The 13149-nt window shown below is 59.7% G+C and carries 15 protein-coding genes; 10 read left to right on the forward strand and 5 right to left on the reverse strand.

Features of this window, described 5'->3' with window-relative positions; translation table 11 throughout:
- Window positions 1-14 precede the first annotated feature (14 nt).
- Genes ABLV76_RS22045 through ABLV76_RS22055 form a run of 3 tightly spaced genes read left to right on the forward strand, consistent with a single transcriptional unit; the run spans window position 15 to window position 2265 of the window.
- The gene (locus ABLV76_RS22045; protein WP_004205939.1) at window positions 15-821 is read left to right on the forward strand and encodes a MetQ/NlpA family ABC transporter substrate-binding protein; all 807 of its coding nucleotides are present in this window, start codon (window positions 15-17) and stop codon (window positions 819-821) included.
- Window positions 818-1609, forward strand: a complete 792-nt coding sequence (locus tag ABLV76_RS22050; protein WP_008804932.1) for an ATP-binding cassette domain-containing protein — start codon at window positions 818-820, stop codon at window positions 1607-1609. The genes ABLV76_RS22045 and ABLV76_RS22050 overlap by 4 nt, the downstream gene beginning before the upstream one ends.
- Window positions 1606-2265, forward strand: coding sequence for a methionine ABC transporter permease (locus ABLV76_RS22055; RefSeq protein WP_004217626.1), 660 nt, complete (start codon window positions 1606-1608; stop codon window positions 2263-2265). Before ABLV76_RS22050 ends, ABLV76_RS22055 begins: the two co-directional genes overlap by 4 nt.
- Window positions 2266-2275: 10 nt before the next feature.
- Here ABLV76_RS22055 and ABLV76_RS22060 read toward each other — a convergent pair whose 3' ends face one another.
- Window positions 2276-3334: a nitronate monooxygenase gene (locus tag ABLV76_RS22060; protein ID WP_348878476.1), complete on the reverse strand. Its 1059-nt coding sequence runs from the start codon at window positions 3332-3334 to the stop codon at window positions 2276-2278.
- A gap of 89 nt (window positions 3335-3423) precedes the next feature.
- Here ABLV76_RS22060 and ABLV76_RS22065 point away from each other — a divergent pair, with 89 nt between their 5' ends.
- The 7 genes from ABLV76_RS22065 to ABLV76_RS22095 all read left to right on the forward strand — a co-directional run bounded on the left by ABLV76_RS22065 (window position 3424) and on the right by ABLV76_RS22095 (window position 8575).
- Complete coding sequence (locus ABLV76_RS22065) at window positions 3424-4269, forward strand: LysR substrate-binding domain-containing protein (protein ID WP_043519547.1); 846 nt, start codon at window positions 3424-3426, stop codon at window positions 4267-4269.
- A gap of 202 nt (window positions 4270-4471) precedes the next feature.
- Window positions 4472-4894 carry a VOC family protein gene (locus tag ABLV76_RS22070; protein ID WP_004205943.1) on the forward strand — a complete coding sequence of 141 codons (423 nt, stop codon included), beginning with the start codon at window positions 4472-4474 and terminating at the stop codon, window positions 4892-4894.
- A gap of 155 nt (window positions 4895-5049) precedes the next feature.
- Window positions 5050-6237 (forward strand): MFS transporter, encoded by a 1188-nt coding sequence (locus ABLV76_RS22075; RefSeq protein WP_043519545.1) that lies wholly within the window; start codon window positions 5050-5052, stop codon window positions 6235-6237.
- 229 nt (window positions 6238-6466) lie between these two features.
- Complete coding sequence (locus ABLV76_RS22080) at window positions 6467-6757, forward strand: hypothetical protein (protein WP_004205945.1); 291 nt, start codon at window positions 6467-6469, stop codon at window positions 6755-6757.
- A 203-nt stretch (window positions 6758-6960) separates the two neighbouring features.
- Complete coding sequence (tam, locus tag ABLV76_RS22085; protein WP_264021329.1) at window positions 6961-7722, forward strand: trans-aconitate 2-methyltransferase; 762 nt, start codon at window positions 6961-6963, stop codon at window positions 7720-7722.
- Between the two features lie 161 nt (window positions 7723-7883).
- A complete protein-coding gene (locus ABLV76_RS22090; protein ID WP_004205948.1) occupies window positions 7884-8204 on the forward strand; it encodes a carboxymuconolactone decarboxylase family protein in 321 nt (106 codons plus the stop codon).
- The gene (locus tag ABLV76_RS22095; protein WP_004205951.1) at window positions 8195-8575 is read left to right on the forward strand and encodes a tautomerase family protein; all 381 of its coding nucleotides are present in this window, start codon (window positions 8195-8197) and stop codon (window positions 8573-8575) included. The genes ABLV76_RS22090 and ABLV76_RS22095 overlap by 10 nt, the downstream gene beginning before the upstream one ends.
- Before the next feature lie 209 nt (window positions 8576-8784).
- Here ABLV76_RS22095 and ABLV76_RS22100 read toward each other — a convergent pair whose 3' ends face one another.
- The 4 genes from ABLV76_RS22100 to ABLV76_RS22115 all read right to left on the reverse strand — a co-directional run bounded on the left by ABLV76_RS22100 (window position 8785) and on the right by ABLV76_RS22115 (window position 13081).
- Entirely contained in the window at window positions 8785-9231 is a 447-nt protein-coding gene (locus ABLV76_RS22100; protein WP_017900367.1) for a GNAT family N-acetyltransferase, read from the reverse strand.
- A gap of 252 nt (window positions 9232-9483) precedes the next feature.
- A complete protein-coding gene (locus ABLV76_RS22105) occupies window positions 9484-10935 on the reverse strand; it encodes a tagaturonate reductase (protein ID WP_348878477.1) in 1452 nt (483 codons plus the stop codon).
- A 113-nt stretch (window positions 10936-11048) separates the two neighbouring features.
- Window positions 11049-11579 carry a GNAT family N-acetyltransferase gene (locus ABLV76_RS22110; RefSeq protein ID WP_049003686.1) on the reverse strand — a complete coding sequence of 177 codons (531 nt, stop codon included), beginning with the start codon at window positions 11577-11579 and terminating at the stop codon, window positions 11049-11051.
- Window positions 11580-11656: 77 nt separating this feature from the next.
- Window positions 11657-13081 (reverse strand): GGDEF domain-containing protein, encoded by a 1425-nt coding sequence (locus tag ABLV76_RS22115; protein ID WP_192079452.1) that lies wholly within the window; start codon window positions 13079-13081, stop codon window positions 11657-11659.
- Between the last annotated feature and the right edge of the window lie 68 nt (window positions 13082-13149).

Raw genomic sequence — 13149 nt, forward strand, 5'->3', positions numbered from 1 at the left:
AAAAGGAACACACCATGAAATATGCTGCTTTTAAACTGGCAGGGGTCGCACTGTCTCTTTCTCTGGCATGGACGTCTGCCCAGGCCGCCGCGCTGCGCGTCGCCGCGGACCCGGTTCCCCACGCGGAGATCCTCAACTACATCAAAAAAATCGATCCCAGTCTCGATCTCAAGGTGGTGGAGCTGACCAGCGGGGTCAACGCCAATGAACTGCTGGCCAGTGGCGATGTGGATGCCAACTACTTCCAGCATGTCCCCTACCTGAAGGATCAGGAGAAAGCGCTGGGTAAAACCTTTGCCGTCGCGGCCACGGTTCATATTGAGCCGCTGGGGATCTACTCGCATAAGCATAAAGATTTCTCGTCGCTGCCGGAAAACGCCACGGTGGCGGTACCGAATAACACCACCAACCTGAGCCGGGCGCTGTTCCTGCTGCAGGCGCAGAAGCTTATTAAGCTGGACCCCAAATTTACCGACCCGGCCACCACCCTGGCGACGCCGAAGGATATTGTCGAGAACCCGAAACACCTGAAGATCCTGGAGATTGAATCGCCGCAGATCCCGCGCTCCCTCGACGATGTCGACCTGGCGGTGATTAACGGTAACTACGCGCTGGAAGCCGGTCTGGTGCCAGCGAAAGATGCCCTGGGGCTGGAAAGCGCCGAGCATAACCCCTACGCCAATATCCTGGTGACCACCCCGGCCCTGGCGAATGACCCGCGTATTAAGGCGCTGGCGAAAGACCTGACGTCGCCGCAGGTGGCGGAGTTTATCCGTAAAAACTACAACGGCTCGGTGATCCCGGTGGCCCCTCAGTCATGATCACCATCGAAGGGCTGAGCAAAACCTACGCCGGAACCGGCCGACCGGCGCTGAACGATATCGCGTTACAGATCCCGAAAGGGGCGATATACGGCATTCTCGGGCGCAGCGGCGCCGGCAAAAGTACGCTCATCCGCTGTCTCAATTTGCTGGAGCGGCCCACCTCGGGCCGCATTCTGGTGAACGGACAGGATATTACTCAGCTGAACAAGGCGGCGCTGCGGGATTATCGCCTGCGCACCGGGATGATTTTCCAGCACTTCAATCTGCTGCATGCCCGTACCGTCGCCGATAACATCGCGGTGCCGCTGGAGATTGCCGGGGTGCCGCGGGCCGCTCGCGAAGCGCGGGTGCGCGAACTGCTGGAGCTGGTGGATCTCAGCGAAAAGGCCGCCGCTTTCCCGTCGCAGCTTTCCGGCGGGCAAAAACAGCGCGTCGGCATCGCCCGGGCGCTGGCCGCCCGACCGGAGGTGCTGCTGTGCGACGAGGCGACCAGCGCTCTGGATCCCGAGACCACCGCCTCGGTGCTGGCTCTGCTGGCGGATATTAACCAGCGGCTCAATCTGACCATTGTGCTGATAACGCACCAGCTGGAGGTGGTGAAAACCATTTGTGACCACGCGGCGCTGCTGGAACAGGGCGAGATTGTCGAGAGCGGCAAACTCGCCGACCTGCTGGTGACCCCATGGTCGCGGCTGCGCCAGTCGTTGCTGCACGACCCGCAGGCTGAACAGGATTTTCTTACCCGTCACGGCGTTCAGGGGAGGCCATTATGCGGAGTAGCATGAGCTGGGAAGATTTGTGGCCGTTATTACTCGACGGCACGTTGGATACGCTCTATATGGTGGGCCTGGCGGCCCTGTTTACCGTGCTGATCGGGCTGCCCACCGGTGTGTTGTTATTTATTTCCCGCGCCAACGGGCTGGCGCCGATGCCGAAACTGAACGCGCTGTTAGGCGCGGTGATCAACATCGGCAGGTCGCTACCGTTTATCGTACTGCTGATCGCCCTGATCCCTTTTACCCGGCTGATCGTCGGCACCACGCTGGGCAGCACCGCCGCCATCGTGCCGGTGACCATCGGCGCCTTTCCGTTCTTTGCCCGCCTGACGGAAAACGCGCTCGACGAGGTGGATTACGGAAGAATCGAAGCCATTCTGTCGATGGGCGGCAACGTCTGGCACGTGATTTTTAAATCCCTGCTGCCAGAAGCCCTGCCGACGCTGCTGGCCGGGATCACGCTGACCATCGTGATGCTGATTGGCTTTTCGTCGATGGCCGGGGTGATCGGCGGCGGCGGACTCGGCGACCTCGCCATCCGCTACGGCTATCAGCGATTCAATAATGAGGTGATGTTTGGCACAGTGCTGATCCTGGTGGCGATGGTTCAGGGCGTGCAGATGGCCGGCGATCGGCTGGTGCGCAGCCTGGCCCACCGCCGTTAGCCGTCAGTCATTAGTTCCAGCCGCTCTCTGCCGCCAGCTGGCGGACCAGACGGGCGGCGTCACACTCGCGGATCAACCCCACCCCCTGCCCGGCCCAGTGGGCGCCATACTCATGGACGCCCTGGGCTTTCGCGGCGGCGGCCAGCGCTTTGCCGATATCATACGCCAGCGGATAATCCGGCACGGCGCTCGTCGGACAGGCTTCCCCCAGCGCGCAGAAGGCATTCGCCAGACAGCGTGCCGGACGCCCGGATATCGCGGAGGTCAGCACCGTACGCCCGTCAAGGCTGTTGTGGATCGCCGCGCGATAGCCGGCGTCGGCGGCCGATTCCGGACACAGTAAAAACGCCGTACCGAGCTGCACGCCCTGCGCCCCCAACTGCATCACGCTAGCGATCCCCGCTCCGTCCATGATGCCCCCGGCGGCTACCACCGGGATGGTTAGTCGACGCCGCAGAAGTTGCACCAGGGTGAAGGTGCTCAGCTGAGCGTCAGGCTCCTGCGGAGCAAAGATCCCCCGGTGCCCGCCCGCCTCATAGCCCTGAGCGACCACCACGTCGATCCCCTGCTGTTCAATCAGCAGCGCCTCCTGGAGCGAGGTTGCCGTCGCCAGAGTGACAATCCCCTGCTGTCGCAGACGCTGGATCGTCTCACCTTCAGGAAGGCCGAAATGAAAGCTCACCACCGCCGGCGAGTGGTCGAGAAGCAGCTCCAGCATGGCGGTGTGGCCGATAAACGTCTGGTATATCTCCCTAAGCGATGCCGGAGGCGTACTGCCAAAGCGGGTAAAATGGGGGAGCAGCGTCTCTGCCCAGTCCGCTTCACGTGGGGCGTCGCGCCGCGGCGGCGCATGGCAAAATAAATTGACATTGAACGGCCGGTCCGTCAGCTGGCGGGTGGCGACGATCATCGCTTCCGCCTGGGCAACGGTTGCAGCGCCCAGCCCCAGCGAACCCAGCGCCCCGGCATTACTCACCGCAGCAGCCAGCGCGGGGGTGGAGACGCCCGCCATCGGGGCCTGGATCAGGGGGTAGTCAATATCAAGAAGCGAAAGCAGTGAATTTTGCATGAGTTCCTCGTAGATGAGTGATGCCGGAGGCTTACCATCTCTTTTAAAGATGATAAGATCAACATCATTATCATATTGAGAATAAAAATATGAACCACAGCACACTGCAGATTTTTATCCAGGTGGCCGACACGCAAAGCGTCACCCTGGCAGCTAAACGGCTGGGCCGCGCCCAGTCTAATATCACCACCCGTATTCAGCAGCTGGAAGAGGAGCTTGCCGTGGAACTTTTCGTCCGCGGCAACAAAAAAATGGTACTGTCGCCGGCAGGCGTACAGTTCCTCAGCTATGCCCGGCGGATCCTGAGCCTGGCGGAGGAGGCAAAGCAGGCTCTGCATCCGACCACACCCGGCGGCAGCCTGCGTTTGGGCGCGATGGAGGCGACCGCCGCCAGCCGTCTGCCGCCGCTGCTTACCCGCTTCCAACAGCAATGCCCGCAGGTGGATGTCACCCTCAGCACCCGGCCGACCCGCCAGTTAGCCGAGGGGGTATTCACCGCCGCCCTCGATGCCGCGCTGGTCTGCCTGCCGCCAGGGCCGGATGGCCAACCGACATGCCCGCCCGGGCTGGAATCTGTCCCGGTGTTTCAGGAAACCCTGATGCTGGTCCGGCCGCAGGGCGCTGGCCCGCTGCGGTTCGCGGCATTTACCAGCGGCTGCAGCTATCGGGCGTTAGGAGAGCGCTGGCTGGCGGAGCAACAGGCGGCCGTCGAGGTGCATGAGGTTAGCTCCTATCACAGCATGCTGGCCTGCGTGGCCTCCGGGCGCTACGTCTGCCTGCTGCCGCAGAGCGTGCTGTCGCTGATGACGCTTCCCGAAAACTGCCTTAGCGAACCGCTGTGCGAGGCGAGCACCCAGCTTATCTGGCGTCAGGGGTTCAGCACCTCCGCCCTCAGCGAGTGGCGCATCCTGTTGCAAAGCGCTGCGAACGGCTAAGCTAGAAGAGGATTCAGTGACACACGCGCAGGGGGCGAACCAGAGCTCTTGCCGACAAACGCAGAGGCGTTTTGCCGCTACAGTATCAACCCGAGCGACAACAGCGACAGAATCGCTTTTCGCCACAGGTCGCGGCTGTGACGCCGCTTTTTTGCCGGGTGGCGGCTGCGCCTGACCCGGCCTACGCCTTATGGGAGTCAATATGTCGTTCTGCCACATGCGCATCGCCAGACCGGTCAGCGAACTGGAGACCAGCGCCAGCATGTATTGTGCCGGGCTGGGGCTGCAGGAACTTGGCAGCTTTACCGATCATGAAGGATTTAGCGGGATTATGATCGGCTCCGCGGATGCCAGCTGGCATCTGGAATTCACCCACTGCCGCCACCATCCCGTTACCCCCTCGCCAGGAGATGAAGATCTGCTGGTGCTGTACTATCCGCAGCGTCAGGCCTGGGAGGCACAATGCAGCGCCATGGACGCCGCCGGGTTTCTGCGCGTCACGGCGTTCAACCCCTACTGGGAGGTCAACGGCGTCACTTTCGTCGACCGCGACGGCTATCGCACCGTGCTGCAAAACCGCGCCTGGGGCGTGGTGGGCGATGAGTCGCATGTGGCGGCGAGCTGACGATGATCGGGGCTGGCGTCAACCGCTGCAAAAGCAATTATTTACCTTCGGACAGACAACGTTCCCGTCGGTTACCGATAAAACGCCTTCCCGACTCGCCAGCCTTCTCGCGGCGCGCTATGCTAAACATCCCTATGTATTAACCCTTTATCCCTATGAGCACTTCCGTCAGCACCACGCAGCTTAATTTGCGCATCATTTCGATCGTTGTTTTTACCTGTATCTGCTATCTCTCCATTGGTCTGCCACTGGCCGTTCTACCGGGTTATATTCACTATCAGCTGGGCTACAGCACCTTTGTCGCCGGTATTGTGATCAGTCTGCAGTACATCTCCACGCTAATAAGCCGGCCGCACGCCGGGCGCTATACCGATATCTGGGGGCCGAAAAGAGTGGTTAGCCTCGGGATCGTCTGCTGTCTGCTTAGCGGCGCCTTCACGCTGCTGGCGGTAATGTTGCAGACGATGCCCATGCTGGCGATTGCCGCGCTGTTGGCGGGCCGGGTATTTCTTGGCGTCGGCGAGAGCTTTACCGCCACCGGAGCCACCCTCTGGGGGATCAAAACCGTCGGCGCGATCCATACATCACGGGTGATCTCGTGGAACGGCGTGGCGACCTATGTGGCGATGGCGGTGGGCGCGCCGCTGGGGGTCACTCTTAACCACTATTTCGGCATCAGCGGCTTTGCCACGGTGGTGGTGCTGGTCGCCGCCATCGGCCTGCTGTTCGCCCGCACGCGGCAAGACGTCAGCGTGACCGCCGGCGTCAGAGCGCCCTTCCACGCGGTGGTGCGCAAAATCTGGCCTTATGGCCTGGGGCTGGCCTTTGGCACCGTCGGTTTCGGCGTTATCGCCACCTTTATCACCCTCTACTTCGCCGCGCACAGCTGGCAGGGCGCCGCGTTTACCCTCTCGCTGTTCAGCGTCGGTTTTATCTGTGTTCGCCTGGTGCTGGGGAATACCATCACCCGCTATGGCGGAGTCCCGGTCTCCCTGGCCTGCTTCGTCATCGAATGTCTCGGTCTGCTGCTTATCTGGCTGGCGCCGTCAGCCTGGGTGGCGGGCATCGGCGCCTTCCTCACCGGCTCGGGTTTTTCGCTGGTCTTCCCGGCGTTGGGGGTTGAGGCGGTAAAACAGGTGGAAGAGCAAAACCAGGGGACCGCCCTCGGCACCTACTCGGCGTTCCTTGACCTCGCGCTGGGGCTGACCGGGCCGCTGGCCGGCTGGGTCGCCGGCTACTACGATCTCGCCACCCTGTATCTGCTGGCGGCGATCGTCGTCGTGTTCGCTTTCCTGCTGATTTTACGCGTACATCTGCAACAGCGGGCAGCGGTCAGGACGTAGCCAGGCCCGGCTCGCGGATCGCCGCGGGCTGCCGACACCGGCAAAAAACGAATCGGCAATTGACGACGATTCGGCTTCCGTGCCAACATCCCCCTCAGCGTCTGGCGACAGATGCAAGGACGGTGGCGGAAAACAACAGAGATCGCGCAACGATCCAGCCCGCCGCCGTAGTCCAATCCGAATCACTGACCCACACGGTGAATTCCTGATTCTGGCGGGAAACACAGACATGCACCAAAGTTTTAATCAGCGCGTTCATTTCTATTACTGCGTCCTGGTCGCGCTGAAGATGCACGGAAAGTCGAAAAAGTCGGGCGGTATCCGAGGAAAGAACAACTTTCTGCTGAAATGGCTGCGCCGGGCGCAGGATAACAACATTTTCCATCCCGATATCACCAGTGAAATCGAATGGCTGCGCGGGAAGATTATTCAGGCCGGCTACGATACCGATCTCGAGCCGATGCTGGATTTTGTTTACGCCACCGCCAGCCGCGCCGAAGCGCTGAAGAACGCCGAATAAGCCACTGCGCCCGCTGCGGGCGCAGATGCTGACCAATCCGCTTCCCCTCACAATGTGCCCATACCGCACGCGATAGCCTGCTGATGCCATTTTATCTGTGACAGTGTCACGCTACCAGATGCTGCAGGGGATCATTACCCCCTGACAGGCGGCCCTGGGCGTTCTATGCTTTGCCCTGTCTCCCTCACACAGGACAACGCCCGATGGCTGACTGGAATCCTTCGCTGTATCTGCAGTTTGACGCTGAGCGCACCCGCCCGGCGGCTGACCTGCTTTCCCGTATCGCTCACCTGCAGGTTGAGAGCGTCGTTGACCTCGGCTGTGGGCCGGGCAACAGTACCCGCCTGCTGCGTGCCGCCTGGCCGCTGGCGGCGATCGTCGGTATCGATAACTCCCCGGCCATGCTGGACCAGGCGGCGCGGGCCTTACCCGACTGTGAGTTCATCGAGGCCGATATCGCCAGCTGGCGGCCTGCGCAACCGCCAGACGTGATCTATGCCAACGCCTCGCTGCAGTGGCTGGCGGATCATGAGACGCTGTTTCCGCATCTGGTGAATCAGCTGGCGGATAACGGTACGCTGGCGGTGCAGATGCCGGATAACTGGCAGGAGCCCTCCCATACTCTGATGCGTCAGGTCGCCGGCGAGCTGGGAATGCCGGACCGCGGCCGCCAGCCCTTGCTTCCGCCGGACGCCTGGTACGATCTGCTCACCCGACAGGGCTGTGAAGTTGATATCTGGCGCACCACCTATCTTCATCCGCTCGCTTCTCATCAGGCGATAGTCGACTGGCTGCAGGGCACCGGATTGCGACCTTATCTGACGGACCTCGATGAGCAGGCCAAAAGCGCCTTTCTGACCCGCTATTTGGCATCGTTGGCCGACCACTATCCGTTACAGTGTAACGGAATGGTGCTTCTACGCTTCCCACGTCTGTTTATCGTGGCGCGAAAAATAGCCGCCTGAGGGTTGCCTTGAGCGTGGAGTAAAACATAAACAATACATAAGCAAGTCGAGCCAGCAAACATTCCTGTTTTTCAGGATCAATTATCCTGAACATTGCGATATTCAACACATTCCTCAGCATGCGACAGTGACGACCACTTCAACCTGTAACGGGAGTCACCATGGATACCACCCCTGTCGATCGCCACACGCTGGCTGCCATTGCGCCAAAACTGGCAGAACTGACCGAAACGGTGCTGTTTGGCGATATCTGGGCGCGCAGCGAGCTGTCGCCCCGGGAACGCAGCTTAATCACCCTCTCCGCCCTGACGGCGCTGGGCAAAACCGAGCAACTGCCCTGGCATATCGCCTACGGCTATCGAAATGGCCTGAGCCAGGAGGAAATTGTCGAATTATTTACCCACCTGGCGTTCTACGCCGGCTGGCCGGCGGCGGCCAGCGCCCTGACCTGCCTGAACGCGCAGGAGGCGCCATGCCTCTGACCCGTATTTCGCTTGGTACGGCATGGCGTCCCGCGGAGTTTGCTCAGCTGTCGGCGCTATTCCATGAGTGTCTGGTGGCGGAGTTTGCCGTGCCGCCGGCGGACAAATTTCAGTTTATCGAGCAGACCGCCGACGGGCAGCGCATTTACGACCCGCATTATCTTAGCGGCGGTCGCAGCGACCGCTTCGTGCTGTTTCATATTTTCGCCGGAAAACCGCGCCGCCGGGCGCAGAAACAGGGTCTCTATCGTCGGCTCTGCGCGCGGTTAGCCGATGAGATGGCGGTCAGCCCGCAGGACGTGATGGTGGTGATCCAGTTTAACCAGCTGGAGGACTGGAGTTTTAGCGCCGGCAAAATGGCGGGTGAATAAGTCAGGCGGCGCCTGCAAGGGCGCCGCGATTCAGGCTATTTAGTTGCTACCAGGCGAGATGATGCACCAGTGACAGATCCCAGGCCGTCGCCAATAGCGAAAGAAACATTATCAGATTGACCACTGTTTCGAGACGTTTTTCCATCGTTGCTTCTCCTGAGCCTGTTTCCCCTGTTATAGCGGGAAAAGCTTAACAGCATCTTATCGCTTCAGGAGTCAAGGGTGATCCTGTAGCGTACATAATCGTCAGCTGGGGTGAATTCATCATACAGGTGGCGGGCGGGATTATCACGGCGAGTATGCCAGTACAGACGTGACCAGCCTTGATCAGTCCCTTCGGTTTGCAGCGACTTAATCAGCGTTCTGGCAATGCCTTGTCCGCGGAAAGCTGGATCGACGAACAGATCCTCCAGATAGCAGATTGGCGTGGTGACCCAGGTGCCTTCGTGCAGAATGCAGATAGCGAATCCCACCACCGTATCATTCACCACTGCGACCCTGCCCAGCACGGGTGAGTTCACGTCCAGCATCCGCTGCCAGGTGCATTCGGTCACCTCTTCCGGCTGCGGACTGCCGTAGAAGTGGGTATAGCCTTCCCAGAGCTGAAGCCATTCGGCTTTGTCATGCGGCCTTACTTCCCGGATATCGATGACCATGCGAGTTTCCTTACAGATGAATGAATTAGCCTGCGAACATTGGCAGGAACCAGGTATTAAGGCCATTATTTTCCTGCGCAGATATTTGTTCAAGCGGCTTAACCATAATTCCCGCCTGCGCAGGGCGATTTGGCACTAAAAAGCCTTTTGCAGCGGGCTGCTGACCGGCTCTATCGGGACAATAAAAAAGTATGTTGTAACTAATTTGAGTGCCAATAAACCCGGCCGCAGCCGGGTGAAGAGACTCCGCTATCAGCAGAGCGGCCTGACGGCGTCGCGCATTCCGCGGGTCAGAATAGCGTCAAGGTCAGCGGCGACCTGATCCACCAGTCCAGGGATCTGGCTTAGATCCTGCTCCCAGTGGGACTCCACGCTGAGCACAGCGGAAACCAGCTCGCGGGTGCTTATCTGACCGTCGCGATGGCGGGCCCAGAGCGTCTGGTAGCGCGTCAGCCAGTCAGCATCATCCTGTACCGGATAGCTTGTCCCCTCCCGCTCTCCTCGGTAGAAGGCGATCAGCGCCGCCAGGGCGAAGGTCAGGCGCGGCGGCAGCGCGCCATGCGCCTTCTGCCCTGCCAGCAGCTGCGGCAGAATACGGGTGCGGTACTTGGTCATGCCGTTGAGGGCGATCGAGAGCAGCTGATGTTTGATAAAGGGATTGCGGAAGCGCCCGGTCACGGCGCTGGCGAATGACACCAGCTCATCGCGCGGCAGGTCCAACACCGGAATAATCTCGTCATAAATCGCTTTTTCGACAAACGCGCAAATCTCCGCGTCGTTCATCGCTTCGCCGACGGTGTCGATTCCAGCCTGGAAGGCCACCGGCACCAGGGCGGTGTGCGCCCCGTTAAGGATCGCCACTTTGCGCTCTTTATAGGGCTTGATATCGTCGACGATACGCACATTCAGCGGCAGCTTATCGAGACGCAGCTCGCTGGCCAGCGAAGCGGGCCCCTGGATAACAAACAGATAGAAGTGCTCGGCGGTATCGAGGAAAGCGTCTTGATAGCCGGTTTGCGCCTCCAGAGCCGCCACTTCATCGCGCGGATAGCCGGTCACAATGCGATCCACCAGGGTGGAACAGAAGGTGTTCGCCGAGGTGAGCCAGTTGATAAAGTCCTGCGGCAGCTGCCACTCGGCGGCATAGCGCAGGACCAGGGCCTGCAGCGCCTCACCGTTATAATCGATCAGTTCGCAGGGGATAATCACCCATCCCTTATCGGCTGCGCCGGCGAAATGCTGGTAACGCTCAAACAGCAGGCGGGTTAGTTTCGCCGGATAGCTGACCGGCGGCGCGTCGTCAAACCGATCCCCGGCATGGTAGCTGATGCCTGCCTCGGTGGTATTGGAGAAGACAAACCGTATCTCCGGGTTATGCGCCAGACGTAAAAAAGCGTCGTAGTCAGCGTAAGCGCTGATTTCGCGGTTGACCGATCGGATCAACCGCGCGTCGCTAACCGCTTCGCCCTGCTCGTTGAGACCACGGATAATGGTGGTATAGAGGCCGTCCTGGGTGTTCAGAGACGGTGGAAAATCCGTGTCAATGGGGCGAACGACCACGATGCCCGCATTCAGGTCGGTATGCTCGTTGAGCAGGTCGATCTGCCAGTCAACGAATGCGCGCAGGAAGTTGCCTTCACCAAACTGGACGATACGGTCAGGGTACTGCGCGCCGGGGAAATCACGACGGTTTAATGTTTTCACAATGGGTTCCCTCTAATAGTAGTCATACAACCTGAGTAATTGGTCCAATAAGTTATCAGGTTTTACGACCACTGAAACCCTGTTTTGATCAAAGCATTCTGCAATAGCGGCCGTCAGGGCAGAAACTTATAGAACAGCGAGGTGGCAGTCATCTTGCCGTCTGGCATCAGCGCATAGCGCGGAATTTCCCCCACTTTTTCCCAACCGCAGCGAACATAGAACTGCTCCGCCCCGCTGCCGGTCGCCGTGTCCAGCACCAGCACTGTCTTCCCTTCCCGACGAGCGGTTTGCTCCAGCTCCGCCATCAGCGCGTTGGCAATACCCTGGCGGCGGGCATTTTGGTGAACCAAAAGTTTGGCGACATCCGCACGATGCGGCTGATTTTCCGGCTGGCTGATAATCAGCTGCACGGTGCCGACGGGGCGCGCGTCAGCGTCAAGGGCGGCCAGCACGATGCGCTCCCCGGCCGCCACGCTGTCAGCGGTACGTTGCCAGAAGGTCGTCGCGGTTTGCAGACTAAAAGGCAGCATAAAGCTCACCGAGGCGCCGCCGTTAACGCAGCTGGCCAGGATATCGCTTAATGCCGGAAGATGATGAAGAATATCGTCACGCGACAGCGTGCGCAGTGAAAAGGATGTGGTCATAAGAGCTCCCTGTTATCGACCACATCACTATGTTTTTAACCAAAAATTAACACAAGAGAGATCCTGATAGGATTTTCTTATGGCGCACTTTCGGTGAGCGCCGGCATACAGATGCGGTTACGGCCGGTCTGTTTGGCTTTGACCATTTCATCATCCGCCGCCAGCAGCAGCTGGTTAAACAGTTCGGTAATGCGGGCGTGGCCCACCTCGCGGGTCTCCAGTCCCATACTGATGGTCAGATGGATCGGGTTCTGACCGAGGCCGAAGGATTGCGACTCCACACCGTGGCGGATCTTCTCCGCCAGCACATAGCCCTGCTGAGCGCTGTCGACGACGGCGGCCACGGCAAACTCCTCGCCGCCGATACGGGCGACCATCCCCTGCTCGCCCACCAGGTGTCGAACCTGCTGGGCAAACTGGGTCAGCACGCAATCGCCGCCTTCATGGCCCAGGGCATCATTCACTCGCTTGAAGCCATCGATATCCAGCACCATCACCGTCAGCAGCTTATCCGCCGGCAGCGCCTGGCGCTTCAGCGCCTCGCTCAGCCCGGAACGGGAATAGACGCGGGTCTGGAAATCAAAATCAGCGCGCAGGGCCAGCTGCTTCACCAGCATGTTAATCGCCTCGACGCTGGAGGCGACGATCACCGGGCTTATCAGCATAGCCGCGATCCCCAGGCGGGTGGAGAACAGCTGCCACGGCTGCATTCGCGTATCCGGCGAAAAGTGAATTAACGAGTTGGCCACCAGCAGTATCTCGCCGATGCCGGTGAGAAAGGTCAACAGGCAGGTCAGCGGCAGCGGATAGCGCACGGCGCACCAGATCAGGGCCGGTAACGGGAAGGTAATGCTGCCGGCGCCGCCCACCGCCACGCCGAGGGCAATCGACAGCACCAGCGCCAGCGCTGGCAGCAGCTGGCGAAAGCGAAAACCGCTTAACGCGGATGGCAGCGTCAGGGTCAGAATAAACGGCAGGATAAGCACCGCCGTCGAGAACTGCTCGCTAAACCAGTCCGCCAGCTGGGGGATAAAGGTGGCGCGCTCGACGTCCACCGACCCCAGCGCGCCGACCGCTGCGCACAGCAACGCGGCTAACAGACAGAAACAGAATAAATTAAGCGCGTTAATCGGGCCTGGCATGGAATCGGCGCGTCGTTTATCCCACAGCACCAGCTGTGCCAGGGTCACAATAAAGACAATATTGGAGAAGTTAATCAGCAATGAGGCAAAGCCCATTCCCCAGCGCGAGGTTAATCCGTCATAGACCAGCATTGCCGCAAAGCAGACGGCATAAAAATAGCTGCGATTAAGCCATACGTAGCGCGCAAAAATCCCGGCCATCACGGCGTTGAGCGGCCAGAAGAAAGAGAGCTCCTGCACCAGACGCAGCATGGCGCCCAGAAAATGCAGCAGTAGCGTTAACGTAAATAAGACCAGTGCATCGCGCACGGGTTGTTCTTCACGAAACAGTGTAAATGACCGAATCGACAGTGAAGACATTCAGTAATTATCCGTCTAATTGTTTCAGGCAATTATTATGTTAATAGTTAGTTAGCGGATTATCATAA

Origin of the sequence: Klebsiella sp. GB_Kp047 (assembly GCF_040065235.1) — a bacterium.
Lineage (GTDB): Bacteria > Pseudomonadota > Gammaproteobacteria > Enterobacterales > Enterobacteriaceae > Klebsiella > Klebsiella quasipneumoniae.